The 24728-nt window shown below is 70.5% G+C and carries 28 protein-coding genes and 2 riboswitches; of the genes, 10 read left to right on the top strand and 18 right to left on the bottom strand.

Annotated features, from left to right (window positions below; all coding sequences use genetic code 11):
* Window positions 1-74: 74 nt before the first annotated feature.
* Genes PE061_RS08455 through PE061_RS08445 form a run of 3 tightly spaced genes read right to left on the bottom strand, consistent with a single transcriptional unit; the run spans window position 75 to window position 2445 of the window.
* Window positions 75-1430 carry a sensor histidine kinase gene (locus PE061_RS08455; protein WP_271258651.1) on the bottom strand — a complete coding sequence of 452 codons (1356 nt, stop codon included), beginning with the start codon at window positions 1428-1430 and terminating at the stop codon, window positions 75-77.
* Window positions 1430-2092 (bottom strand): response regulator transcription factor, encoded by a 663-nt coding sequence (locus tag PE061_RS08450; protein WP_271258650.1) that lies wholly within the window; start codon window positions 2090-2092, stop codon window positions 1430-1432. The genes PE061_RS08455 and PE061_RS08450 overlap by 1 nt, the downstream gene beginning before the upstream one ends.
* A complete protein-coding gene (locus tag PE061_RS08445) occupies window positions 2092-2445 on the bottom strand; it encodes a PepSY domain-containing protein (protein WP_271258649.1) in 354 nt (117 codons plus the stop codon). The genes PE061_RS08450 and PE061_RS08445 overlap by 1 nt, the downstream gene beginning before the upstream one ends.
* Before the next feature lie 109 nt (window positions 2446-2554).
* On the opposite strand from PE061_RS08445, the gene PE061_RS08440 reads away from it, so the two are divergent.
* Both PE061_RS08440 and PE061_RS08435 read left to right on the top strand, forming a co-directional pair.
* Window positions 2555-2812: a PepSY domain-containing protein gene (locus PE061_RS08440; RefSeq protein ID WP_271258648.1), complete on the top strand. Its 258-nt coding sequence runs from the start codon at window positions 2555-2557 to the stop codon at window positions 2810-2812.
* A gap of 158 nt (window positions 2813-2970) precedes the next feature.
* Entirely contained in the window at window positions 2971-3783 is an 813-nt protein-coding gene (locus PE061_RS08435; RefSeq protein ID WP_271258647.1) for an enoyl-CoA hydratase-related protein, read from the top strand.
* Here PE061_RS08435 and tgt read toward each other — a convergent pair.
* From tgt to PE061_RS08370, 13 genes are all read right to left on the bottom strand, one after another.
* On the bottom strand, window positions 3770-4903 hold the full coding sequence (tgt, locus tag PE061_RS08430; protein ID WP_271258646.1) for a tRNA guanosine(34) transglycosylase Tgt: 1134 nt from the start codon (window positions 4901-4903) through the stop codon (window positions 3770-3772). The two genes, PE061_RS08435 and tgt, sit on opposite strands and share 14 nt — an antisense overlap.
* A 39-nt stretch (window positions 4904-4942) precedes the next feature.
* Window positions 4943-5479 carry a hypothetical protein gene (locus tag PE061_RS08425; protein WP_271258645.1) on the bottom strand — a complete coding sequence of 179 codons (537 nt, stop codon included), beginning with the start codon at window positions 5477-5479 and terminating at the stop codon, window positions 4943-4945.
* 50 nt (window positions 5480-5529) lie between these two features.
* Window positions 5530-6555, bottom strand: coding sequence for a tRNA preQ1(34) S-adenosylmethionine ribosyltransferase-isomerase QueA (gene queA, locus PE061_RS08420; protein WP_271258644.1), 1026 nt, complete (start codon window positions 6553-6555; stop codon window positions 5530-5532).
* Window position 6556: 1 nt separating this feature from the next.
* The gene (locus PE061_RS08415) at window positions 6557-7276 is read right to left on the bottom strand and encodes a peptidylprolyl isomerase (RefSeq protein ID WP_271258643.1); all 720 of its coding nucleotides are present in this window, start codon (window positions 7274-7276) and stop codon (window positions 6557-6559) included.
* An 80-nt stretch (window positions 7277-7356) separates the two neighbouring features.
* Complete coding sequence (coaD, locus tag PE061_RS08410; protein ID WP_271258642.1) at window positions 7357-7851, bottom strand: pantetheine-phosphate adenylyltransferase; 495 nt, start codon at window positions 7849-7851, stop codon at window positions 7357-7359.
* A gap of 24 nt (window positions 7852-7875) precedes the next feature.
* Window positions 7876-8772: a polyprenyl synthetase family protein gene (locus PE061_RS08405; protein ID WP_271258641.1), complete on the bottom strand. Its 897-nt coding sequence runs from the start codon at window positions 8770-8772 to the stop codon at window positions 7876-7878.
* 8 nt (window positions 8773-8780) lie between these two features.
* Window positions 8781-9029, bottom strand: coding sequence for an exodeoxyribonuclease VII small subunit (locus tag PE061_RS08400; protein WP_271258640.1), 249 nt, complete (start codon window positions 9027-9029; stop codon window positions 8781-8783).
* A 64-nt stretch (window positions 9030-9093) separates the two neighbouring features.
* A complete protein-coding gene (gcvPB, locus tag PE061_RS08395) occupies window positions 9094-10650 on the bottom strand; it encodes an aminomethyl-transferring glycine dehydrogenase subunit GcvPB (RefSeq protein WP_271258639.1) in 1557 nt (518 codons plus the stop codon).
* Window positions 10644-12014: an aminomethyl-transferring glycine dehydrogenase subunit GcvPA gene (gene gcvPA, locus PE061_RS08390; RefSeq protein WP_271258638.1), complete on the bottom strand. Its 1371-nt coding sequence runs from the start codon at window positions 12012-12014 to the stop codon at window positions 10644-10646. Before gcvPA ends, gcvPB begins: the two co-directional genes overlap by 7 nt.
* Window positions 12015-12017: 3 nt before the next feature.
* Entirely contained in the window at window positions 12018-12779 is a 762-nt protein-coding gene (locus PE061_RS08385; RefSeq protein ID WP_271258637.1) for a class I SAM-dependent methyltransferase, read from the bottom strand.
* Window positions 12780-12786: 7 nt separating this feature from the next.
* Window positions 12787-13158: a glycine cleavage system protein GcvH gene (gene gcvH, locus PE061_RS08380; protein WP_271258636.1), complete on the bottom strand. Its 372-nt coding sequence runs from the start codon at window positions 13156-13158 to the stop codon at window positions 12787-12789.
* Window positions 13158-14273, bottom strand: coding sequence for a glycine cleavage system aminomethyltransferase GcvT (gene gcvT / locus PE061_RS08375; RefSeq protein WP_271258635.1), 1116 nt, complete (start codon window positions 14271-14273; stop codon window positions 13158-13160). Before gcvT ends, gcvH begins: the two co-directional genes overlap by 1 nt.
* A gap of 48 nt (window positions 14274-14321) precedes the next feature.
* Window positions 14322-14429, bottom strand: a riboswitch (glycine riboswitch).
* Window position 14430: 1 nt separating this feature from the next.
* Window positions 14431-14525, bottom strand: a riboswitch (glycine riboswitch).
* A gap of 75 nt (window positions 14526-14600) precedes the next feature.
* A complete protein-coding gene (locus PE061_RS08370; RefSeq protein WP_271258634.1) occupies window positions 14601-15218 on the bottom strand; it encodes a hypothetical protein in 618 nt (205 codons plus the stop codon).
* A 133-nt stretch (window positions 15219-15351) separates the two neighbouring features.
* Between PE061_RS08370 and ispH the strand changes: the two genes are divergently transcribed.
* The 3 genes from ispH to rnhA are packed head-to-tail and all read left to right on the top strand — an operon-like array spanning window position 15352 to window position 17714.
* Window positions 15352-16311 (top strand): 4-hydroxy-3-methylbut-2-enyl diphosphate reductase, encoded by a 960-nt coding sequence (gene ispH, locus PE061_RS08365; RefSeq protein WP_271258633.1) that lies wholly within the window; start codon window positions 15352-15354, stop codon window positions 16309-16311.
* Between the two features lie 3 nt (window positions 16312-16314).
* The gene (gene thrB / locus PE061_RS08360; protein ID WP_271258632.1) at window positions 16315-17256 is read left to right on the top strand and encodes a homoserine kinase; all 942 of its coding nucleotides are present in this window, start codon (window positions 16315-16317) and stop codon (window positions 17254-17256) included.
* Window positions 17253-17714 carry a ribonuclease HI gene (rnhA, locus tag PE061_RS08355; RefSeq protein ID WP_271258631.1) on the top strand — a complete coding sequence of 154 codons (462 nt, stop codon included), beginning with the start codon at window positions 17253-17255 and terminating at the stop codon, window positions 17712-17714. The genes thrB and rnhA overlap by 4 nt, the downstream gene beginning before the upstream one ends.
* A 3-nt stretch (window positions 17715-17717) precedes the next feature.
* On the opposite strand, the gene PE061_RS08350 is transcribed toward rnhA, so the two are convergent.
* Window positions 17718-18836, bottom strand: coding sequence for an NAD(P)/FAD-dependent oxidoreductase (locus tag PE061_RS08350; protein ID WP_271258630.1), 1119 nt, complete (start codon window positions 18834-18836; stop codon window positions 17718-17720).
* Complete coding sequence (locus PE061_RS08345) at window positions 18833-19774, bottom strand: alpha/beta fold hydrolase (RefSeq protein ID WP_271258629.1); 942 nt, start codon at window positions 19772-19774, stop codon at window positions 18833-18835. Before PE061_RS08345 ends, PE061_RS08350 begins: the two co-directional genes overlap by 4 nt.
* 49 nt (window positions 19775-19823) lie before the next feature.
* Here PE061_RS08345 and PE061_RS08340 point away from each other — a divergent pair, with 49 nt between their 5' ends.
* From PE061_RS08340 to PE061_RS08320, 5 genes are read left to right on the top strand one after another with little or no spacing between them, the layout of a single operon-like run.
* Complete coding sequence (locus tag PE061_RS08340; protein ID WP_271258628.1) at window positions 19824-20297, top strand: A24 family peptidase; 474 nt, start codon at window positions 19824-19826, stop codon at window positions 20295-20297.
* A 37-nt stretch (window positions 20298-20334) separates the two neighbouring features.
* Window positions 20335-21318 carry a Flp pilus assembly protein CpaB gene (cpaB, locus tag PE061_RS08335; RefSeq protein ID WP_271258627.1) on the top strand — a complete coding sequence of 328 codons (984 nt, stop codon included), beginning with the start codon at window positions 20335-20337 and terminating at the stop codon, window positions 21316-21318.
* Between the two features lies 1 nt (window position 21319).
* On the top strand, window positions 21320-22732 hold the full coding sequence (locus tag PE061_RS08330; protein ID WP_271258626.1) for a type II and III secretion system protein family protein: 1413 nt from the start codon (window positions 21320-21322) through the stop codon (window positions 22730-22732).
* A gap of 17 nt (window positions 22733-22749) precedes the next feature.
* Window positions 22750-23433: a CpaD family pilus assembly protein gene (locus PE061_RS08325; RefSeq protein ID WP_271258625.1), complete on the top strand. Its 684-nt coding sequence runs from the start codon at window positions 22750-22752 to the stop codon at window positions 23431-23433.
* Between the two features lie 18 nt (window positions 23434-23451).
* The gene (locus PE061_RS08320) at window positions 23452-24717 is read left to right on the top strand and encodes a pilus assembly protein CpaE (protein WP_271258624.1); all 1266 of its coding nucleotides are present in this window, start codon (window positions 23452-23454) and stop codon (window positions 24715-24717) included.
* The last annotated feature ends 11 nt before the right edge of the window (window positions 24718-24728 follow it).

The raw sequence follows: 24728 nt of genomic DNA, 5'->3' as shown, positions 1-24728 counted from the left end.
CGGCGTCGAGGAGCGGCACCGCCCCTCCCCTGAAGAGGAGGGGCTTTCCTTTTCAAGCCGAACCCGATCGCGCGCTAGGACGCGCCCGGCGCCGGCCACGCGAGGCAGACTTCGAGACCGCCGAGCCGGCCGGTGCCGAGCGTCAGCGTGCCGTCCGTCGCGCTCACGAGGTCGCTGACGATGGCGAGCCCGAAGCCGTGGCCGGGACCCGCCTCGTCGAGGCGCCCCCCGCGCACCAGCGCCGTCGCCGCGCGCGCATCGGCGATGCCGGGGCCGTCGTCCGCGACGGTGATGCGGATTTCCTCGTCCGTGACCGTGCCCGACACGGCGACGCGCCGCCGGGCGAAGCGCGCGGCGTTCTCCATCAGCGCGCCGAGGATCTCGGCGAGGTCCGAAGGCGCGAGCGGCAGGTCCATGTCCTCCGGCACGTCGATCTCGAACACGATGCGCTCCCCGGCCTCGGTGCGCTCGATGACGGCGGCGACGGCTTCCGCCGCGTCGAGCACGTTCGCGCGCGACGACGCCTGCGCCTCGCGCGCCACCGCCGAGCGCGAGCGCGCCAGTTCCGCCTCCAGCGCCGCGCCCGCCGCGGCGATGGCGCGGTCGAGGCCGTCCGCGGCCTCGGTTGCGCCCGCCTCGCGCGCGCGGCGGCTCTGCGCGGCGAGCGCGGCGAGCGGCGTCTTCAGGCTGTGCGCGAGGTCGGCGGCGCGGCGGCGCGCCCGGTCGACGTCCGCCGCGCGCGCGTCCGCCAGCGAGTTGATCGCGTTCGCCAGCGGGTCGATCTCGGCCGGATGGTCCGCCGAGAGCCGCGCGCCGGGGTTGCGCCGCATCCGGTCGAGCTCGGCGCGGATGCGCGCCAGCGGCTGCAGCCCCAGCACCACCTGGCCATACGCGGCGCCGATCAGGACCAGCCAGAGCAGCACCAGCGAGCCGACCATCTCGCGGCCGAATTCGCGCTGCGCATCAATGAGTGCGCTGTCGTCCGTCGCGACCTGCACCAGAACGGCGCGGCCGCTCCGGTCCGGCTCGACCATGCGCTCGATGACGAGCAGCCCCTGCGCGAACGGGCCGGGGCTGCGCCGGATGCGCCAATGGCCGCGCGGCGCGCCGGGCACGGCGGCGAGCGACTGGTCCCAGAGCGACGGCGAATGCGCCTGTCCCCCGGCAGCGCTGACCTGCCAATAAAGGCCGCCGGCCGGCTCGTCGAAGCGGTTGTCGGAGGGCAGCGGATCGACGACCGGCCTGCCGGCCGCATCGAGCCTCAGCGCCCCCAGAAGCTCGCGCGCCTTCGCTTCCATCGACAGCGCTTCGCGGCGCTCGATATGGCGCTCGAAAAGCAGGTCGAGGCCGAAACCCGCGACGCCGAGCGCGAGGAAGATCGCGGCAGCGGCGCTCGCCAGCAGCCGAAGCCGCAGCGAACGCAGCGGCATCAGCCTTCCTCCGCGAGGAAATAGCCGAAACCGCGCCGGGTCTCGACGATGCCGGGGCCGGTCTTGCGGCGAAGCCGGGTGACGAGCGCCTCGATGGCGTTGGTGTCGCCCGAATCGGCGGTGCCGTAGAGATGCTCGGCGATGTCGTGCACGGCGGCGACGCGGCCGCTCTGGTGCGCGAGGAATTCGAGGAACCGGTATTCGAGCGGCGACAGGCGGATCGCGCGCGCATCGACATGCGCGGACATGCGGCTGGTGTCGAGCGTCAGGCGGCCGATGCTGATGAGCGGCGACCCGTGTCCGGCCGCGCGGCGCAGCAGCGCCCGCACCCGCGCCACCAGTTCGCCCATCGCGAAGGGCTTGGCGAGATAGTCGTCCGCCCCCGCGTCGATGCCCTCGACCTTCTCGGTCCATTCGCTGCGCGCCGTGAGGATGAGCACGGGGAAGTTGCGCCCCGCGCTCCGCCAGCGCCTCAGCACGCTGAGCCCGTCGAGGCGCGGCAGGCCGAGATCGAGGATGACGGCGGCGTAGTTCTCGGTGTCGCCCCGATACCAGGCGTCGTCGCCCGTCACCGAAAGATCGACGACGAAGCCCGCCTCGCCGAGCGCGCGGACGAGATCGTCCCCGACGTCGGGATCGTCCTCCACCACCAGCAGGCGCATCAATCGTCCTCGATCTTGATGAGCGCGCCGGTACGGGCGTCGAGCTCGACCTCGCGGACCCGGCCCTTCTTGGTCAGGATCTTGACTTCATAGCTGAGCACGCCGTGCTCCTGCTCCAGTTCGATCTTCAGCACTTCCCCTTTTACGCGCGCCTGTGCAAGCGCGAGGATGCGGGGCAGCGGCAGGATGTCGCCGCGCTCGACGGCGGCGCGAATCGAGGTGACTTCCTCGGCCTTGTACTTCTTCGGCTTCTTGTCTTTCGCGGGCACGCCCGAGGCGAGCGTCAGCGTCGCCGCCGCGGCCAGGAGCACCAGAAAGACCCGGCGAAGGCCGGATTTCAGGATCGTCTGCATCTGCCGCGCCTATCACGCCGCGGCTGACGCTTCGCTGACGGCCGCAGACGATCGCGCGTCAGCCCCGGGCGGCTATCCGGCGGCAACATCGAACCCAAGGAGAGTGCCCATGAACCGATTCGTCCTCCCCGCCGCCATCATCGCGCTCGCCGCGCCGTTCACCGCCTGCGCCGCTGCACCCGTGGCAAAGCCGATGTCGTTCGGCGCCGCCGAAAAGCACGCCGCGAAGCACGGCGTGCGCGCCGACGAGATCAAGATCAAGCGCTCCACGATCAAGGTGGAGGGCCGCGACGACCGCAACCGCAAGGTGGAACTGGTGCTCGACCGCCGGACCGGCGAAGTGCTCGACCGGCGCTTCGACGACTAGGGCTGCGATCGTTTCAGGCCCCGGCGGCCTGAAACGTGAACCCGCCCCTCGGCGGACGGCGGGAACCGGTCAGGCGATGGCCCCCTTTCAAATGACCGGTTCCCTTGCCGCCCGATGCCGCTAAGCATCGCCCCGATCGGACATTTGGGGAGATGCACATGGCCTACGACCACATCCTGCTCGACGAACGGGACGGCGTCGCGACGCTGACGATCAACCGGCCGGAGGTGCTGAACGGCCTCAGCACGCACACGGTGGCCGAGATGATCCACGCGGTCGATGCCGTGCGCGACGGCGGCACGGCGCGCGTGCTGCTGATGACGGGCGCGGGCCGAGGCTTTTCCTCGGGCGCCGACCTCTCGGGCGGCAACGCTGGCGCGGCGCCGGACAGCAGCGGGCTCCCTGCCGGGCCGATGGACGCCGGCAAGGTGCTCGAAACCCATTTCAATCCGCTGCTCGAACGGCTGATGGACCTGCCGCTGCCCTTCGTCACCGCCGTGAACGGCCCGGCGGCGGGCGCGGGCGCGTCGATCGCGCTTGCGGGCGACATCGTCATCGCCGCCCGTTCCGCCTATTTCCTGCAGGCCTTCGTCAACATCGGCCTCGTCCCCGATGTCGGCTCGACATGGCTGCTGCCGCGCCTCGCCGGGCGCGCGCGGGCGCAGGCGATGATGATGCTCGGCGAGAAGGTGCCCGCCGAGCAGGCGCTCGACTGGGGCATGATCTACAAGGTCGTCGAGAACGACGCGCTGATGACCGAGGCGCAGGCGCTCGCCGCGCGGCTCGCGAAGGGGCCGACGAAGGCCTATGCGCTGATCCGTCAGGGCCTGCGCCAGTGCCTCGACAAGCCGCTCGGCGAGGGGCTGATGGTGGAGCGCCGCAACCAGCGCCTCGCGGGCCTGACGGAAGACTTCGCCGAGGGCGTCAGCGCCTTCCTGCAAAAGCGCCCCGCGAACTTCAAGGGGCGCTAGCGCGGGCGCGGTAGCGGCCGACGAACGTGCGCGCGAACGCCTCCAGCCGCCCTTCCGCGATGGCCTGCCGCAGCCCCGCCATCACCTGCTGGTAGAAGGCGAGGTTGTGCTCGGTCATCAGCATCGCGCCGAGGATCTCGCCCGAGCGGATCAGGTGGTGGACATAGGCACGGCTCCAGCCGCGGCAGACCGGGCAGGCGCAATCCGGGTCGAGCGGCCCCGTGTCCTCCGCGAAGCGCGCGTTCCTGAGGTTGATCGGCCCGTCGTGCGTGAACGCCTGCCCGTTGCGGCCCGAGCGCGTCGGCAGCACGCAGTCGAACATGTCGATGCCGCGCACGACCGCCCCCACGATGTCGTCGGGCTTGCCGACGCCCATCAGGTAGCGCGGCCGGTCCTCCGGCAGCAGCCCCGGCGCGTAGTCGAGCACGCCGAACATCTGCGCCTGTCCTTCTCCGACGGCGAGGCCGCCGATCGCGTAGCCGTCGAAGCCGATCTCCGTCAGCGCCTGCGACGAGGCGCGCCGCAGATCCTCGAACATCGAGCCCTGCTGGATGCCGAACAGCGCGGCGCGCCCGGCGTGCTCATGCCCATCGAAGCCGCTGCGCGAGCGCTTCGCCCAGCGCATCGACATCTCCATCGACCTCGCCGCGGCGGCGTGCGGCGCGGGAAACGCGGTGCACTCGTCGAACGCCATGACGATGTCGCTGCCGAGGTTGCGCTGGATCTCCATCGAGCGCTCCGGCGTCAGCAGGTGCCGCGAGCCGTCGAGGTGCGAGGCGAAGCGCACGCCCTCCTCCGTCACCTTGGTGAGGTCCGAGAGGCTCATCACCTGATAGCCGCCCGAATCGGTGAGGATCGGCCGGTCCCAGCCCATGAAGCGATGCAGGCCGCCGAGGCGCGCCATGCGCGCGTCGCCGGGGCGCAGCATCAGGTGATAGGTGTTGCCGAGGATGATGTCGGCGCCGCCCGCGCGCACGTCGGCGGGCTTCATCGCCTTCACGGTCGCGGCGGTGCCGACCGGCATGAACGCGGGCGTGCGAATCTCGCCGCGCATCATGCGGATGGTGCCGGTGCGCGCCTTGCCGTCGCGCGCGTGGATGGAGAAGTCGAAACGCGTCATCGCGCGCCGCATAGAGCGAAGCGCCCGCGCTGGGAACCGTTATCCGCTGACGAGGTGGATGCTGCCCTTCGCCCCCGCCGCGCCGTCCACCGTCTCGTCGGCGAGTTCGATGACGAAGGCGTCGCCGTCTCCGGTCTCGCCGGTCAGCGTCTCGCCGTCGCGCTCGAAGGCGATGCCCTTCTCGGCGAAGCGGCGCGCGAACCAGCCCGCCACGGTCTTCGCGTCGGCGGGCGCGGTGAAGCCGACATCGACCGCGCTGTCGCCCTTCCTGTCCTTGCCGCCGGCATCGACCCGGATCGTCCCGATCGTCGAGCCGGGGTAGAGCTTGACGCCGTCGATGTCGAAATCGTCGGCGCCGAGCGCCATCTTCGGCAGCTTGAGGTTGAGGTCGAAGCCCGGCGTCGAGACCGTGACTGCCCCCGTCCCGCCGTCCGCCGACGCCTCGAACACGCGCCTCCCCTGGTCGTTCGCCGCGACGACGGCGACGTCCGCGCCCTTTTCCGGCGGATCGGCGGGCGCGTCGCAGGCCGCGAGGCCGAGCGCGGCGCACATCAGGGCGGAAACCATCGGCTTCATCGTGACCACCTCGTTAACCGTATTATGTAAATAATACAGAAGCGCCCGCGTCACGGCAAGAGCAGGCTCGAATCGCCGTAGGAGTAGAAGCGGTAACCGCTGCCGATCGCGTGCGCGTAGGCGGCGCGCATCGTCTCCAGCCCCATCAGCGCGCTCACCAGCATGAACAGCGTCGAGCGCGGCAAATGGAAGTTGGTCATCAGGCCCGCCACGGCGCGGAAGCGGTAGCCGGGCGTGATGAAGATGTCGGTGTCGCCGCTAAACGGCGCGATCGCGCCGTCCTCGCCCGCCGCGCTTTCGAGGAGGCGCAGCGAGGTCGTGCCGACGGCGATGATGCGCCCGCCGCCCGCGCGCGCGGCGTTGAGGCGCGCCGCCGCGTCCGCCCCCACCTCGCCCCATTCGGCGTGCATCCGGTGGTCGCGCGTGTCCTCCGCCTTCACCGGCAGGAACGTCCCCGCCCCGACATGCAGCGTCAGCGTCTCGCGCCGCACCCCGCGCGCATCGAGCGCGGCGATCAGCGCGGGCGTGAAGTGCAGCGCCGCCGTCGGCGCGGCGACCGCGCCCTCGCGCGCGGCGAACATCGTCTGGTAGTCCTCGGCGTCGCGCGCGTCCGCCGGGCGCTTTCCCGCGATATAGGGCGGCAGCGGCATCGCGCCCGCCGCGTGCAGCGCGGCCTCCAGCGGACCATCGCATTCGAAGCGCCACAGGACGCTGCCGTCAGCGCCCTTGTCCGCGACGATGCCCTCCAGCCCCGCGCCGAAATCGACGCGGTCGCCCGGTTTCAGGCGCCTGGCGTTGCGGACGAACGCCCGCCATTCATACGGCCCCTCGCGCTTGTGCAGCGTGACGCCGATCCGCGCCTCGCCCTTGCGGCCGAAAAGCTGCGCGGGGATGACGCGCGTGTCGTTGAACACGAGCACGTCGCCGGGCGCCAGCAGCGCGGGCAGGTCGCGCACCACGCGGTCTTCGAGACCATCGGGCCGCACGACGAGCATCCGCGCCGCGTCGCGCGGGCTGGCCGGGCGAAGCGCAATGCGGTCCTGCGGCAGGTCGAAATCGAAAGCGTCGACGCGCAAGTCAGTTCTGCGGCGGCGGCGAGGCCTCCACGGCCGCCTGCTGCCCGGCGGGCGCGGCCTCGGGCGCGGCGATGGCGGCAGGCGGCGGCGGCGGCACGTTGTCGGCGGCGATCGAGGCCTTGAGGATGCGGTCCGGCTTCGCGGGCGGCTCGCCGCGCGCGATCCTGTCGACGAACTCCATGCCCGAGATCACGCGGCCCCAGCCGGTATAGTTGCCGTCCATCGCGCCGGTCATCGGCATGAACATGATGAAGAACTGGCTGTTGGCGCTGTCCGGCTCCTGCGTGCGCGCCATCGAGGCGGTGCCGCGCAGGTGCGGCAGCGAATTGAACTCGGCCTTGAGGTCGGGAAGGTCGGAGCCGCCCTGCCCGGTGCCCTGCGGGTCGCCGGTCTGCGCCATGAAGCCGTCGATCACGCGGTGGAAGATGATGCCGTCGTAGAAGCCGCGGCGCACCAGCGTCTTGATGCGCTCGATATGGTTCGGCGCCACGTCCGGCCGCATCAGGATGGCGACGCGGCCGCCCGTCGAAAGGTCGAGATAGAGGATGTTCTCCGGGTCCTGCGCCGTGGGCGCGGCAGGCGCGGGCGCAGCGGCGGCGGCCTGCTGCTGCTGCACCTTCATCGCCTGCTCCGGCGACATCTTGCCCGCTTCCTGCGCGGATGCGGGCGTCGCCGCCGCGAACGCCAGCATCGCGATGAGCGCAGTCCATACTCGTTTCATGCCGAACCCTCGATTTCCACCTTGCTGCGCGCCATAGCCCTGGAAGGCTGCATCGGCGCTGAACATCCTTGTGCTGAATATCACGATCTGCCCGCGGCGACCTTCGCCTTCACCGCGGCGGCGACCGCCGGCGTCACGAACTTCGCGATCTCGCCGCCGAACACCGCGATCTCCTTCACCAGCCGCGAGGCGATCGGCTGCAGGGCCACGTCCGCCATCAGGAACACCGTCTCGATCTGGCTGTTCAGCTGCTGGTTCATGCCCGCCATCTGGTACTCATACTCGAAATCGGCAACCGCGCGCAGGCCCCGCACGATCATGCTGGCGCCCTGGCTTGCGGCGAAATCCATCAGCAGCGCGTTGAACGACACCACCTCGATCGTGCCGTTCGCGATGCCCGCCGTCTCGCGGCGCACCTGCTCCAGCCGTTCGTCCAATGTGAACATCGGCGACTTCGACGGGTTCGTCGACACGCCGATGATCAGCTTGTCGACGAGCTTGGCGCCGCGCCGGATGATGTCGATGTGGCCGAGCGTGATCGGGTCGAACGTGCCCGGATAGACGCCGATGCGCATGACGTGTCCCCCCTGCTTTCTGGTCTAGCGGTCGCGCTCGATCGCGAAGCGCGCGATGGCGCGCAGCAGATCGGCGGACTGGCCGAAGCCGTAAAGATGCCCGATCGCCTGGTCGATCAGCATTTCCGCCTGCTTGCGCGCGCGCTCGATGCCGAGCAGCGACACGAAGGTCGCCTTGCCGGCGCCCGCGTCCTTGCGCACGGCCTTGCCGGTGCGGCCGCTGTCGCCCTCCACGTCGAGCAGGTCGTCGGCGATCTGGAAGGCGAGGCCGAGGTCGCGCGCATAGCCGCGCAGCTTCACGCGGTTGTCCGCGCTCGCCTTGCCCATGATCGCGCCCGCCTCGATGGCGAAGCCGATCAGCGCGCCGGTCTTCAGCTGCTGGAGCCGCGTCGTCGTCGGCAGGTCGAACGTCTCCTCCTCGGCGACGAGGTCCATCATCTGCCCGCCCGCCATGCCCGTCGGGCCGCTGGCGCGGGCAAGCTCCAGCACCAGCTCGGCGCGCACATAAGGGTCCTCGTGCGTCGCCTCGTCGGCGAGCACCTCGAAGGCGAGCGCCTGCAAGGCGTCGCCCGCGAGCACTGCCGTCGCCTCGTCGAACGCCTTGTGCAGCGCCGGCTTGCCGCGCCGCGTGTCGTCGTCGTCCATGCACGGCAGGTCGTCGTGGACGAGGCTGTAGACGTGCACGCACTCGGTGGCGATGGCGGCGCGCAGCGCGCGCTCCTTGTCGACGTGGAAAAGGTCGCAGGAGGCGACCGCGAGCAGCGGCCGCATCCGCTTGCCGCCGCCCATCGCCGCGTAGCGCATCGCCTCGACGAGACGGCGGCGGGGGTCCGAGGGAATCGGCAGGAGCTTGTCGAAACGCTGGTCGATGGCGGTTCCGATAGCGTCGAGCGCGGGCTTCAGGCTGAGCGAAGCGTGCACCGCGGCCCCTATTCGGTGTCGAAGGGCCGCGTGCCCCTCGCTTCGCCGTCCGGACCGATCTGGATGAGCTCGATGCGCGCCTGCGCGGCCTTCAGCTTCGATTCGCAATAGGCCTTCAATTGCTGGCCCTGCTCGTAGAGGCCGATCGAGGCTTCGAGGTCGACCTCGCCGGCCTCGAGCTGGTGCACGATCTTCTCCAGCCGCGCGAGCGCGGCCTCGAAGCTCAGCCCCTCCAGCGATGCCGCCGCATCGGTCATCAGAATCCCCGTCTTGCCTCTTCGCAGGGCGTTTTGGACGGGCGATGCGCGGCGGTCAACAGGGCTATGCGGAGGGCGCCCAGCTCAGCACCGGCTTCCTTGCCGCCAGCGTCTCGTCGAGGCGGCGGCGCGGGGCGAGGTGCGGCGCGGCCTTGAAGTGCTCCGCCTCGCCCGCCTTGGCGCGCGCCACGAGGCTCCTGAGCGTGGCGATGAACTGGTCGAGCGCCGCCTTGCTCTCGGTCTCCGTGGGCTCGATCAGCATCGCGCCGTGGACGACGAGCGGGAAGTACATCGTCATCGGGTGGTAGCCCTCGTCGATCAGCGCCTTGGCGATGTCGAGCGTGGTGACGCCGGTGCCTTCAAGGAACGAATCGTCGAACAGCGCCTCGTGCATACAGGGGCCGGAGGCACCGAACGGCGCGGTCATCACGTCCTCGAGGCTGCGCAGCACGTAGTTGGCGTTCAGCACCGCGTCCTCGGCGACCTGACGGAGGCCGTCCGCGCCGTGGCTCATCATGTAGCTGAGCGCGCGCACGAACATGCCCATCTGGCCGTGGAAGGCGACCATGCGGCCGAAGCTCTGCGCGTGCGCGTCGCCGAGGCCGTGGGCCTGCTCCTCCTCGACCAGCTCGAAGTGCGTGCCGGTGTGGCGCACGAACGGCAGCGGCGCGAACGGCGCCAGCGCCGCCGAGAACACCACCGGCCCCGCGCCCGGTCCGCCGCCGCCGTGCGGCGTCGAGAAGGTCTTGTGGAGGTTGATGTGCATGGCGTCGACGCCGAGGTCGCCGGGGCGGACGCGCCCGACGATGGCGTTGAAGTTGGCGCCGTCGCAATAGACGTAGGCGCCCGCCGCGTGCACGGCCTCGGAGATCGCGCTCATGTCCGGCTCGAACAGGCCGCAGGTGTTGGGGTTGGTGATCATCACCGCCGCGACGTCGGGACCGAGGCGGGCCTTCAGCGCCGCGAGGTCGACGCGGCCCGCGGGCGTCGCCGGGATGTTCTCCACCTCGTAGCCGCAGAACGCCGCCGTGGCGGGGTTGGTGCCGTGCGCCGATTCGGGGACGAGCACCACTTTCCGCGCCTCGCCGCGCGCCTCGTGCGCGGCGCGGATCGCCAGCATCCCGCACAGCTCGCCGTGCGCGCCCGCCTTCGGGCTCATCGAGACCTCCGGCATACCGGTCAGCGTCTTCAGCCAGTTGGCTAGCTGCGCGATGAGTTCGAGCGCGCCCTGCACGCTGTCCACCGGTTGCAAGGGGTGGATGTCCGAGAAGCCGGGCAGGCGCGCCATCTTCTCGTTGAGCCGCGGGTTGTGCTTCATCGTGCACGAGCCGAGCGGGAACAGGCCCATGTCGATGGCGAAGTTCTGGCGGCTGAGGCGCGTGTAGTGGCGCACCGCCTCGGGCTCCGACAGGCCCGGAAGCCCGATCAGCTCGCGCTCCAGCCCGGCGAGCCGCGAGGCGACCTCCGGCGGCGCGGGCAGGTCGACGCCGGTGCGGGCGCTGTCGCCGATCTCGAAGATCAGCGGCTCCTCCAGCGCAAGGCCCCGGTTGCCGGTGAAGGTGTCAACTTCGCTCGCCGCGGCAGCCCCCGGCGCAGTCTCGCGGCCCTGACGGTTCAGCATGACACGGCCTCCTCATACGCTGCGACAAGTTCGTCTACATCCTCGTCGGTCTGCGTCTCGGTCACGGCGACGACGACGCCGTTCGCAAGGCTCGCCTCGCCCGGATAAAGCCGCCCGAGCGCGACGCCGCCGAGCACGCCCGCGTCCGCCATGCGCCGGATCGCCGGCCGCGCCTCGACGGCAAGCCGCAGCGTGAACTCGTTGAAGAACGGCCCGTTCAGCAGCTCCACGCCGGGGATCGCCGCCAGCCGCTCGGCGACCTGCACCGCGCGCGCGTGGTTGAGCGCCGCGAGGTCGCGCAGCCCCTTCTCGCCGAGCAGGCTCATGTGGATGGTGAAGGCGAGGCTGATGAGGCCGGAGTTGGTGCAGATGTTCGAGGTCGCCTTCTCGCGGCGGATATGCTGCTCGCGCGTCGAGAGCGTCAGCACGAAACCGCGTCGCCCCGCCGCGTCCACCGTCTCGCCGCACAGGCGCCCCGGCATCTGGCGGACATGCCTGTTGTTGCAGGCGAAGAGGCCGAGGTACGGCCCGCCGAAGCTGAGCCCGCCGCCGATCGACTGGCCCTCGCCCACCACGATGTCGGCGCCCATCGCGCCCGGCGAGCGGATCGCGCCCAGCGCCACCGCCTCCGTCACCACCGCGACGAGCAGCGCGCCCTTCTCGTGGCAGCGCGCGGCCAGCTCCGAGAGGTCCGCGACATGGCCGAAGAGGTTCGGGTTCTGCACGACGACGCAGCTCGTCTCGTCGTCGATCGCCGCGATGAGCGCCGCGATGTCGTCGCCCGGCGCGCCTTCGGTGAGCACGGGCACGGACGCCACCACTTCGTCATCCGTGAAGTGCGTCAGCGTCTTCGCGACCGACACGTAATGCGGATGCAGCCCGGCGGAGAGCAGCGCCTTCGCGCGGCGGGTGACGCGCCGCGCCATGAAGATCGCCTCCACGCACGCCGTGGAGCCGTCGTACATCGAGGCGTTCGCCACCTCCATGCCGGTCAGCCGCGCCACCTGCGTCTGGAACTCGAACAGGTACTGCAGCGTGCCCTGCGCGATCTCCGGCTGGTAGGGCGTGTAGCTGGTCAGGAACTCGCCGCGCTGGATCAGGTGATCGACGCTCGCCGGCACGTGATGCTTGTACGCGCCGCAGCCGAGGAAGAAGGGCACGTGCGTGGCGGTGAGGTTCCGGCGCGCCATCGCGGAGAGCGCGCGCTCCACCTCCATCTCGCTCATGTGCAGCGGCAGGCCCTCGACGGGGCCGGAAAGCCGCGCGGCGGCGGGCACGTCGCGGAACAGGTCGTCGACGCTCGAAGCGCCGATACGCCCGAGCATCGCGGCGCGGTCGTCGGCAGTGAGGGGCAGGTATCGCATTCGCTACTCCGGTTTTGTGGCTGCGAAGCGCAGCCGCACGTAATCCGCCATCCAGTTGCCGTCCGCATCGCAGAGGATCGGCCGCAGGAGCGCCACGGTCTCGTCGATCACCGCCTGCCGGTCGCGGTCCGCGACCTCGAGCGCATCGAGGAAGCCCGTGCGGAACGTCGTCAGCCACGCCGCCAGGCCGCTGGCGAGCGGCGTCTGGCGCGGAATGATGTCGCAGGATCGCACGGCGAACCCTGCAGCCTCCAGCGCGGCGCGCGCTTGCGGCGCAGTCATGTAGACCTGGTCCTCGTGGTCGGGCACGGCATAGCCGCGCGCCTTCAGCACGCCGCGCAGCCCGGCGCGGATCGCGGCGATGTTGCCGAAGCCGCCGCACTCGGCGACGAAGCGCCCGCCCGGCTTCAGCGCGCGGTGCACGCCCGCGAACACCGCCGCCGTATCCGGCATCCAGTGCAGCGCCGCGTTCGAGAACACGGCATCGAAGCCGCCCTCGAAGCTCAGGCGCTGGCCGTCCATCACCTCGGCGTCGAGACCCTTGGCGCGCGCGGCCGCCACCATCGCCGGATCGGCATCTGTGCCGAGCACGCTGGCGCCCGCCTCGACCAGCTTCAGGGTCAGCACCCCGTCGCCGCAGCCGAGATCGAGGATGCGCTCGCCCGGCTTCGGCGCGAGCAGGCCGAGCACGGCAGCCCCGAGCGCGGGCACGAACGCCGCGTGGGCGGCGTATTCAGCCGGGTCGAAGTTGTGCCGCCGCGCCATCGAAGTCCTAGAGGTCCGCGCAGAACGCCGCGTAGGCGTCCGCGTCCATCAGGCCGGAAAGCTCGGCGGCGTTGCCGATGCTCAGCTTGAAGAACCAGCCGTCCGTTTCCGCCGCGCTGTTGACGAGCGCGGGGTCGGCCTCCAGCGCGGCGTTCACCTCGGTGACATTGCCGGAGATCGGCGCGTAGACCTCGCTCGCCGCCTTCACCGATTCGACGACGGCGGCGTCCTTGCCCTGCACGAGCGCCTTGCCGATGGCGGGAAGCTCGACGAACACCACGTCGCCGAGCTGGCTCTGCGCATAGTCGGTGATGCCGACAGTGGCGGTGTCGCCCTCGACGCGGACCCACTCGTGCTCTTTCGAATAATAGACGGTCATCACTGGCCTCCCTGTCTGACGTAACGGTGCGGAACGAACGGCATGGGCGCGGCGACGGCGGCGATCCGCCGTCCGCGGACGTCGATCTCAAGCGCGGTGCCGTCTGCGGCGTTGCCCGCCGAGACATAGCCCATCGCGATCGGCGCGCCGACCGTGGGCGCGAACCCGCCCGAGGTGACGACGCCGACCTTGGTCTCGCCCGCGAAGATCTCCGCGCCCTCGCGCGCGGGCAGCTTGCCCTCGATGCGAAGCCCGATGCGCTTCACCGCCGCGCCGTTCAGGAGCTGGCCGAGCACGCGCTCCGCGCCCGGAAACCCGCCTTCGAGCTTGCGGCGCTTGGAGATGGCGAAGCCGAGATCGGCCTCGATCGGCGTGGACGCCGCGGAAAGATCGTGGCCGTAGAGCGGCAGCCCCGCCTCCAGCCGCAGCGAATCGCGCGCGCCGAGGCCGATCGGCTTCACCTCCGGCTGCGCCAGCAGCGCACGGGCGACGGTTTCGGCGTGCTCGGCCGGCAAGGAAATCTCGAACCCGTCCTCGCCCGTATAGCCGGAGCGGCTGACCCAGACGTCGACGCCTTCGATGCGGAACGGCCCGGCGCGCATGAACACGAGCGTCGAGACCTCTCCGGCGAGACGCGCCAGCACATCCGCCGCCTTCGGCCCCTGCAACGCGAGCAGCGCGAGATCGGTGCGGTGGACGAGCGAGACACCCTCGGCAAGCCGCGCCGCCATGTGCGCGATGTCGCCGTGCTTGGTGGCGCCGTTGACGACGACGTAGAAATGGTCGCCGCGGTTCGTCACCATCAGGTCGTCGATGATGCCGCCGCTGTCGCCCAGCAGCAGGGAATAGCGCATCCGGTTCTCGCGAAGCGCGAGGAAATCGCCCGGCATCAGGCTTTCGAGCGCAGCCGCGACGCCCCGCCCACGGAATTCGAGCTGGCCCATGTGGCTCACGTCGAACAGGCCCGCGCTCTCGCGCGTCCAGTTGTGCTCGGCCATGATGCTCTCGAACTGCACGGGCATGGCATAGCCCGCGAACGGCACCATGCGGCCGCCGAGCTCACGGTGCAGAGCGTCCAGCGGCAGCGATAGCGGGGTTTCGTCGGATTCAGACACTGGCGGCTCCGTTCGTGACACAGAATCCCGACGCAAAGCCGCGCCGGGCCGCCCCCATCTGTCACGGAACCTGAGAGTTTCGCGCGGGGACCTGCCCGCGCTTACCCCGTCGGTGGGACCCGCCCGAAGGCGCATCCGCTTTCCAGAGCGCCGTACACGGTGCCGCGCGGTCCTTGGGCCTGAGAGATTCCGGGGGCGGTTGCTCCTTCGGCGCCGCACCCCGAGGGGCGCGAACTCTCCCGCGCGTCACCGGCGCCTCAGCGCCGACGGCCGGGCCTCCATGCGGGCCGGCAGGGATTCTGTCAACCGGGGATCAGGCCCGCGGGGTCACTTCCCGACGTTGTAGGCGAGCGCCGCGTCGTCGAGCTGGAATCCGACCAGCAGTTCGAAGCTCGCATTCCGCAGAGCGGCGCGCGCTTCCGGCGCGGCGAGCGGGTCGATGGCGGCGTCGGCGTCGCCGGGCTTGCGCTCGCGCGTGATGTCGCGCGCGATGGCTTCCGGCAGCGAGGCGGCGGCGCGGCTGATGTCGCTGCGCGCATAGCCCGTGGTGCGCGTGCGCAGCTGGCCGTCCTCGAAGCGCAGCGTCACGCTGCCGAGCTGCTTCGAGAGGAGCTGGTCGCCCGCGCGCAGCACCACCGCGAAATAGGGCAGCGTCACCTCGCGCGCGCCGCCGGCGCTGGCGCGCTGCGCGACGACGTCGAAGCTGAGCTGGCTGTTCAGCCGTTCCGTCGATTCGGCGCAGGTGGCGCGCACGTTGGTGATCGCGGCGGTCACGTCGATCGCGCTCGCGTCGCGGCTGGTTTCGGGCGAGAACAATGTCACCTCGCTCGCGTACTGGAGCGTGCCCGCCGCGGGGCACGGGCTGCGCGTGATCTTCAGCGGATTGCCGCCGCCGCAGGCGGCGAGCCCGAGGAGCGCAGGCACAAGAACGAGATAATGGCGCACGTGTAGATGATCCTTCCCGCGTCGGGCCGAAGCCGGGCCGCCCTAAGGGAGGCCCCGATATCGCCCGCTGTCGCCCGCTTCTATAGGAAGCGGCTTTTGAAGCGGCAAGCAATCGCGTAGAGGGGGCGCCGTCATGGCCGACATTGATCCGGAACTGAAGCGCCCGCTGCGGGTGCTGGTCGCCGCCCCGCGCGGCTTCTGCGCGGGCGTGGACCGCGCGATCCGCATCGTCGAGCTCGCGCTCGAAAAGTGGGGCGCGCCCGTCTATGTGCGCCATGAGATCGTCCACAACCGCTTCGTCGTCGAGAACCTGCGCGCCAAGGGCGCGGTGTTCGTCGAGGAGCTGGACGAGGTGCCGGAGGACGTGCCGGTGATCTTCTCGGCGCACGGCGTGCCGAAAAGCGTGCCGAGGGCGGCCGAGGCCCGCAGGATGGTGTATGTCGACGCCACCTGCCCGCTCGTCTCCAAGGTGCACCGGCAGGCCGAGCGGCTGATCGCGCAGGGGCGGCACATCATCTTCGTCGGCCACGCCGGGCATCCCGAGGTGATCGGCACGTTCGGGCAGGTGCCCGAGGGCGCGATGACGCTCGTGGAAACGATCGAGGACGCGGAAACCGTCGCGGTCGACGACCCGTCGCGCCTCGCCTTCCTCACGCAGACGACGCTCTCCGTGGACGACACCCGCGCGATCGTCGAGACGCTGGGCCGCCGTTTCCCGGCCATCCAGTCGCCGCGCGGCGAGGACATCTGCTACGCGACCTCCAACCGGCAGGACGCCGTGAAGGTGATCGCGGACGCGTGCGATGTCGTGTTCGTGATCGGCGCGCCCAATTCCTCGAACTCGCTGCGCCTGCGCGAGGTCGCGGAGCGCTGCGGCGCGCGCGCCTACCTCGTCCAGCGCGCCGCCGATCTGGACTGGGCCTGGCTCGCGGGCGCGGACACGGTGGGCATCACCGCGGGCGCGTCTGCGCCCGAGGTGCTGGTGCAGGAACTCGTCGAAGCGCTCGGCGAGCGGCGCCGGCTCAGCGTCGAGCAGGTCTCGACCGCGGTCGAGGACGTCGCCTTCAAGCTCCCGCGCGTGCTCACGGAGTAGCGCGTGGCCGTCTATACGCATGTGCCTGCGGAGGTCCTGTCCGCGTTCGTCGCGCGCTACGACATCGGCGATCTCGTCGCCGCCAAGGGCATCGCCGAGGGCGTCGAGAACTCGAATTACCTGATCGACACCACGCGCGGGCGCTACATCCTGACGCTCTACGAGAAGCGCGTCGCCGCCGCCGACCTCCCCTATTTCCTCGCGCTGATGCGCCATGCGGCGGACAGGGGGCTTCCCGTGCCGCGGCCGATCGAGGACCGCGCGGGCGAGTCCTTGCAGGATCTCGCGGGCCGCCCGGCGTGCGTGATCGAGTTCCTGACCGGCATTTCGGTGACGGAGCCCACGCCCGCGCTGTGCCGCGCCGCCGGGGAAGCGCTCGGCCGCCTGCACGCCGCGACCGCGGATTTCGCGGGCACGCGCCCCAACGCGCTCGGCCATCAGGGCCGGCTGGAGCTTGCCGCGCGGTGCCTGCCGCGCGCGGGCGAGATCGACCCCGGCCTCGCCGCGCTCATCGAGACCGAGATGGCCTTCCAGACGGCGCACTGGCCGGCGCATCTGCCGCAGGCGACGATCCACGCCGACCTGTTCCCCGACAACGTGCTCGCGCTCGGCGACACCGTCACCGGCATCATTGATTTCTATTTCGCCTGCACCGACGCGCGCGCCTACGACCTCGCCGTGATGCACGGTGCATGGTGCTTCAGCAACGACGGCGCGATCTTCTACCCGGAGCGCGCGGCGGCGCTGGAAGCGGGCTATCGCGCGGCCCACCCGGTCACGGATGCGGAGGCGGCCGCGATGCCGGTGCTGCGCCGCGCATCGGCGCTGCGCTTCCTGCTGACGCGCGCGTGGGACTGGCTCAACACCCCCGCCGATGCGCTCGTCACCCGCAAGGACCCGATGGCGTTCGCGCGGCGGCTCATCCACTACCGCGAGGCCGAATGAGCGCCGCGCCCGACGTCGAGGTGTTCACCGACGGCGCCTGCAAGGGCAATCCCGGGCCCGGCGGCTGGGGCGCCATCCTGCGCGCGAAGGGCAGGGAACTGGAGCTCATGGGCGCCGAGTCCCTGACGACCAACAACCGCATGGAACTGACCGCCGCGATCGAGGCCCTGAAAGCGCTGAAGCGGCCCTGCGCCGTAAGGCTCACCACCGATTCCGTCTATGTCCGCGACGGCATCAGCAAATGGGTGCACGGCTGGCAGCGCAACGGCTGGCGCACAGCCGACAGGAAACCGGTGAAGAACGCCGACCTGTGGCAGGCGCTGATCGCCGCCGCCGCGCCCCACCGCGTCGACTGGCAGTGGGTGAAGGGCCACAGCGGGCATCCCGAGAACGAGCGCGCCGACCAGCTCGCGAACCTCGCCATCGCCGAGCTCGCCGCCGTTGCGGGCGAAGCCTGAACGCTAGACGCCGCTGAACCGCGCGGGCGCGTAGCGCTCCGGATCGACGCCGGGCGCGTTCCATGCCGCGCCCGTGATCAGCGACGCCGCCATCGCACCCGCCGCCGGCGCGGTCTGCACGCCGAAGCCGCCCTGCCCGGCGCACCAGAAGAAGCCCGGCGCATCGGGCGCGAAGCCGTAGACCGGCAGCCGGTCCGGCGCGAAGCTGCGCAGCCCCGCCCACGCGCGCACGACGCGCCGTACCGTCGCCGTCGTCGCGCGCTCGAAGCGGTCGACGGCGACGGCGATGTCGAGTTCCTCGGGCTGCACGTCGCTTGGCGGTGCCGGGGTTTCGTCGTGGGGGCTCACCCAGATCATGCCCGCGTCGGGCTTGAAATAGAAACTGCCCGCCACGTCGAACACCACCGGCAACCCGGGGTCCACGGGCGCGCCCAGATCGGCGACGACCATCGTGCGCCGAAGCGGCTGCACGCCGAGCGGCCGCGTGCCCGCCAGCGCGGCGACCTCGTCCGCCCACGCGCCCGCCGCGTTCACGACGACGTCGGCCTCGAAGTGCCCCGCGGCGGTTTCGATCCGCCAGCGCCCGCCGCTGCGTTCGAGGCCGCGGGCGGGCGCGTCGGTGGCGAGCACCGCGCCGCGCCGCCGCGCGCCGGCGAGGAACGCCTGGTGCAGGCGCGCCACCTCGATGTCGGTGCAGTCCGGCTCCCAGAGCGCGCGCTGCCGCCATGCGGGGTCGAGCAGCGGCGCCCGCGCCGCCGCCCCTTCGGCGTCGAGGCGTTCGGCGGCGACGCCCGACGCAAGGAACGCCCTTTCCACATCATCGAGCGCGCCCTGCGCGCCCGGCCCGGCGACATGGAGCGCGCCGCGCGGCGTCACCAGCGGCCCGTCGGCGAAGCCCGCCGGGGGCCGGTGCAGGAATGCCTTCGACGCCGTCGTCAGCGGCTGCACGCCCGGCCCGCCGTAGCTTTCCGCGAAGAACGCCGCCGACCGGCCGGTGCTGTGCAGGCCCGGATGCGCTTCCGCCTCGATCAGCAGCACGGAGGCCCGCTCGCTCAGGAACCACGCGAGGCTCGCGCCGCCGATCCCCGCCCCCACGACGACAACGTCGTACCGACCCGTCATAACGCTCCCATCAACCCGTCCACCGCCGCGAGCACCTCGGCCTGCACCGCGCTCCGTTCGCGCAGCAGCTCGTGCGCGGCGCCTGCAATGACGTGCAGGCGTCCGTCCGGCAACCGCTGAACGAGCCGCCGCGCCGCCACCGCGTCGACGAGGCGCTCGTTGTCGCCGATGAACACGTCGACCGGCAGCCCGATCGCTTCGGGCACGCCGCGCGCGGCAAGCGCATCGCACGACGCCGACGCCTCCATGATCCAGCGCCAGCTCGCCCCGCCGAAGGCAAGCCCGGGGTCCTCGTCGATCCACCAGCCCTCGTCGGCGAACCGCTCCGGATCGCCGGTCAGGATGCGCTGGCGGTGCACGCTGCGCGTGCGCTCTCCATAGGGGCCCTGCATCGGCGGGTAGGCATCGCCCGCACCGGCTTTCACCCGCGCGCGTGCGAGCCACGACAGCACGCGCGGCGGAACCCCGTGCGCGGCGATGCCGGCCATCGGCGCGAACAGCACGGCGCGGCGATAGCGCGGCGCGGCGCCCGCGGCGAGATGCCGGAGCGCGAGGTGCCCGCCCATGCTGTGCCCGGCAAGGACCAGCGGTCCGCCGAGCGCCGCGGCCCGCTCGGCAAGCCCGGCGAGGTCGGCGAGCCACGCATCGAAATATCCGCCCGTCCCGGCCGGGAAGCGCCCGGAGGCGCCTTGGCCCCGCCAGTCGAAGGTGAAGAGGCCGTAGCCTTGGCGCCGCCAGTGCCAGTAGCTTTCGGAATATTTCTCGATGAAATCCGCGCGCCCGTTCAGGAACAGGATCGACGGCCGCCCCGGCACCGGCGCCCAGCTCAGGGTACGGATGCGCCAGCCATCGGCGGCAACCCAGTCCGCCCGCCGCGCATCCGGCGGCAGCGACCGGCGGCGGATCAGCGCGTCATCGGGAGGCAGGTCTGGCGTCACGGGCGCATGGTTACGTTTTTTTCAGTGATGACGTCTAGGACCGGGCGACATGGCCGGGGCTCTTCAGATCGTCAGCGTCGCAGCGCTTTTCGCGCTGCTCGCCTATGTCATCTACAGCGACGTGACCCGGCGCATCATTCCGAACACCGTCAATGCCGCCGTCGCGCTGCTCGCCGTTCCCTTCTGGCTGGGATCGGGCGAGGCGCTGTGGCCGCTTGCCGGCTGGCAGCTCTTGCTGGCCGTCGGCGTGTTCGCCGTTTTCGCCGGAATCTTCGCGCTCGGGGCGATGGGCGGGGGGGACGTCAAGCTCCTCACCGCGCTCGCGCTCTGGCTGCCGGCCATCCCGTATCTGCGTATGCTGGTCATCATGTCGATCATCGGCGGCGTGCTCACGCTCGCCTATCTCGTGTGGCACCGGCGGCGCGGAAAAGCGGGACAGCCGGAGGTTCCATACGGCTGCGCTATCTGCCTCGCGACCTTTGTCGCGCTTGGCGAACCGATTGTTAAGCAATTGGCGGGATAGTGCACGCAGGGGTTTTCGCCTGGAGGCTACAGGGGTCATGGACGTAAAGAAGCTCATATTGCTGGTCGGCGCGCTCGTCATTGCGGGTATCTCGGCCTTCTTCGTGCGCGCGCTTGTCAGCGACAGCGGCGCGCAGCAGGTGCAGGCCGGCGAGGTCGAGCCCAAGGGACCGAAGGTCCTCGTCGCGACGAAGCCGCTGCCGCTCGGCACCATCCTCACGCAGGAGATGTTCAAGCTCCAGCCGTGGCCGAAGGATCTCGTCGAGAACGTCTACTTCCTTGAAGGCGAGACCAGTCTCGAAAGCCTGACCGGCAAGGTGGTGCGCGTTTCGGTTCCGGCCGGGCAGCCACTCACCAAGGGGTCCATCGTCGGGCCGGGCGAGCGCGGCTTCCTTGCCGCGGCGCTGACGCCCGGGATGCGCGCCGTCACCGTCTCGATCAACGCCGAGAGCGGCGTCGCCGGCTTCGTCTTCCCAGGCGACCGTGTCGACATGGTGCTGACGCACGGCATCAGCTACCAGGGCGACACCGCCGAGGGCACGCCCGCCGAGGCGCTTCGCGTCTCCGAGACGATCCTGCGCAACGTGCGCGTGCTCGCCATCGACCAGCGCACCAACGAGCTGGGCGGCGAGGGCGAAGGTCCGCGCACCGGCCGCACCGTGACGTTCGAAGTGCCGCCGAAGTTCGTCGAGAAGATCGCCGTCGCGCAGACGCTCGGCCAGATCTCGCTTAGCCTGCGTCCGCTTGCGGAGAACACGCAGGAACTGGAGCAGATGATCGCGACCGGCGAGGTAGAGGTCAGCGACGATCTGAATCCGACGCAGGAAAAGCGTCTGCAGATCGCGCTCCAGGTACAGCCGAACGACCGCAATCCGTCGTTCACCACCGGCGGCGAGGTCTCGCGCTTCGCATCCAACCTCGATCCGCGTCCGGTCGCCGTCAAGAACGGCAAGCCGGCGGGTCCGAGCGTCCGCGTGTTCCGCGGCAACAAGACCACCGACGTTTCCGTGGGGGCAGAATAACATGAAGCTCAAGGCAATATTGTGCGGCTGCGCCGCCGCACTGTCGCTGGCCGCGATGGCCACGCCGGCGACGCAGGCGCAGGACACGACGATCACGTCGGCGGCGTCCTCGCTCAACGTCGGCGTCAACAAGGGCACGCTGATCCGGCTTGAACGCTCGATGACGGACGTGTTCGTCGCCAACCAGAAGATCGCCGACGTGCAGGTCCGTTCCGACCGCCTGCTCTATGTCTACGGCGTCGGCGCCGGCGAGACGACGATCTACGCGACGGACAGCGCCGGGCGCATCGTCTATTCCGCGAACGTCCGCGTCGCGCAGAACATCGACCAGATCCGCACGATGCTGGGCCTTGCGATGCCGGGCGCCGCGATCACGGTCAACTCGATGAACGGCATGACGCTGCTCACCGGCACGGTCGCCAACCCCGAAGAGGTCGAGGAGGCCACCCGCCTCGTCAAGACCTTCGTCGGCGACACCCAGGCCATCGTCAACAAGCTGCAGACCGCGACGCCGGCGCAGGTGAACCTGCGCGTGAAGTTCGCCGAGGTGAGCCGCAGCCTCGTGAAGGAACTGGGCCTCAACCTCCAGGCCGTGGGCCGGAACGCCGGGGGCGGAATCAATTTCTTCCTCGGCCGCGGCCGCGACTTCGTGATCGAAGGTGCAGGCGGCAGCACGCTGACTGCACGCCCCGACGCGACCAGCATCTTCGGCGATGCGCGCTTCCTCGGCATGGACGTGCTCGGCATGATCGACGCGCTGGAGCAGGACGGTCTCGTCTCGCTTCTCGCCGAGCCGAACCTCACCGCGCTTTCGGGCGAAACCGCGAGCTTCCTCGCGGGCGGTGAATTCCCGATCGCGGTCAGCGACGGCGACGGCGGCATCCATGTCGAGTTCAAGCAGTACGGCGTCGGCATCGCCTTCACGCCGACCGTGCTCGACGGCAGCCGCATCAGCCTGCGCGTTCGCCCCGAGGTGTCCGAGCTTTCGGAAGCCGGTGCGATCCGTCTCGACAACATCTCGATCCCGGCGCTGACGACGCGCCGGGCCGAAACCTCGATCGAGCTCGGCTCCGGTCAGAGCTTCATGATCGCGGGCCTGCTCAGGAACCGTGTCGGCACCACGCAGGACAAGACTCCGCTGCTCGGCAATCTCCCGATCATCGGCGCGCTGTTCAAGTCGGATCGCTACGCGCGCGACGAATCGGAACTGGTGATCATCGTGACGCCGTACCTCGTGAAGCCATCGAACACGCGCCTCGCGCTGCCGACGGACGGTCTCGCGATCCCGAACGACGCGGAGCGCTGGCTGCTCGGCAAGACGTTCAAGGACGCCAAGGCGCCGGTCGCCGAGGCGAAGACGGCCGGAGCGCCCGTCGTCGCCGGCACGGCGACGCCCGGCTTCTCGAACGACTGATGGATGGGAAGGGCACAATGACCATGAAGACCATATCCATGCGCCGCCTTGCATCGGCCACCCTTCTCGCCGCCTCGCTCGCGCTCGGCGCCTGCGGCGGCGGCACGCCCAACCCCGGCATGGCTTCGGCCAAGGCCCCGGTCGTGACGCAGACGATCCTCGTCCATGATCTCGGATATGCGGGCGCGGACGGGCTTTCCGCCGATCAGCGCAAGTCGCTTTCGGAATGGTTCGAAGGCATCGGCGTCCGCTACGGCGACCGTGTCAGCGTCGACGACAGCGGCAGAGGTTCCGGGGCGCGGCGCGCGGCCATTGCCTCGGTGCTCGCCCACTACGGGCTTCTGCTGAACGATCAGGTGCCCGTCACGGCCGGAGCCGGCAGCGCCGGCGCCCGCGTCATCGTGATGCGTGCGACGGCGAGCGTGCCGGGCTGCCCCGACTGGACGCGCCCCTCGAACGTCGAGTTCGAGGCCTCGACGCTGAGCAACTACGGCTGCGCCAGCGAGAGCAACCTCGCGGCGATGGTCGTCGATGCGAACGACCTCGTGTCGGGCAAGGCCCACACCGGCACCGACGCGCTGACGACGGTGAAGGCGATCGAGACCTATCGCAGCAAGTCGGGCACCGCCACGCAGACCGTCCGCAGCACGGTCGGCACCGCCGGCGGCAGTGGCAGCGGCGGTGGCGGCAGCAGCAATTAAACGAGGGGACGACAGAAAATGAACGCGCCTTGGAATCCGAAAACCGGCGTCGGCGCACGCGACGCCTTCAACGCCTTCGTCTGCGACGACGAGACGGCTGACGCCATCAAGGTGGTCGCGGCCGAGCTCGGCTGGGCGATCGAGAAGGTCAACAAGGGTGGCCTTCGCAACGCCGTGCAGACGCTCTCGGTCTCGTCGAGCCCGATGGTGCTACTCGTCGACCTGTCCGAATCGGGCGATCCGCTGAACGACATCAACGCGCTCGCCGAGGTCTGCGAGCCGGGCACGATCGTGATCGCCGTGGGTACGATCAACGACGTGAAGCTCTACCGCGATCTCGTCGCGAGCGGCCTTCAGGACTATCTGCTGAAGCCGCTTTCCGGCGACGCGCTGCGCGAGGCGCTCATGCACGCGCAGGTCACGCTGCAAGGGCCGAAGCACGTGGAGACGGACACCAGCGACCGTCCGCGCACGACGATCGCGGTGATCGGCACGCGCGGCGGCGTCGGCGCGTCCACGGTCGCAAGCTCGCTCGCATGGCTCTCGTCGGACAGCCAGGGCCGTTCGACGGCGCTTCTCGATCTCGACGTGCAGTTCGGCACGGGCGCGCTCGCGTTCGATCTCGAACCGGGCCGCGGCCTCACCGACGCGCTCGAGAACCCGAGCCGCATCGACGGCCTCTTCATCGAGCGCGCGATGGTGCGCGTGGGCGAAAAGCTCGCCGTGCTCTCAGCCGAGGCGCCGATCAGCCAGCCGCTGATCGCCGACGGCAGCGCGCTGTTCCAGCTCCAGGAAGAGATGCGCAACGCCTTCGAGACGGTGATCGTCGATCTGCCGCGCACGGTGGCGGTGCAGCACCCGCATCTGCTCAGCGACGTCAACCACGTCGTCGTGGTGACGGAGCAGACGCTGGCCTCGACGCGCGACGCGATCCGCCTGCTCGGCTTCCTGAAGGCGAACGCGCCGCACGCCAAGGTGACGATGGTCGCGAACCGCGTCGGCACGAATCCGCCGCCCGAAGTGGCGCGCAAGGATTTCGAGGCGTCGATCGAGCGCAAGCTCGACATCGTCATCCCGCTCGACGTCAAGCAGGCCGTGGGCGCCGCGAAGCAGGGCCGTGCGCTGGCCGCGGTCGCGACCGGCAAGGTCGGCGGCGCCTTCACGGCGCTGGCCGTCCAGCTCGCGGGTGAAATCGCCGCCGAGGTCGAGGCGAAGACGCTGATGAGCAAGGTTCGCAGCCTGCTGCCCCAGAAGGGCACCGCCAAGGCTTCGGGCAAGAAGTAACGCCTCCCGGC

Source organism: Sphingosinicella microcystinivorans, from assembly GCF_027941835.1.
Classification (GTDB): domain Bacteria; phylum Pseudomonadota; class Alphaproteobacteria; order Sphingomonadales; family Sphingomonadaceae; genus Sphingosinicella.
This window is presented reverse-complemented; position numbering and strand designations above follow the sequence as displayed.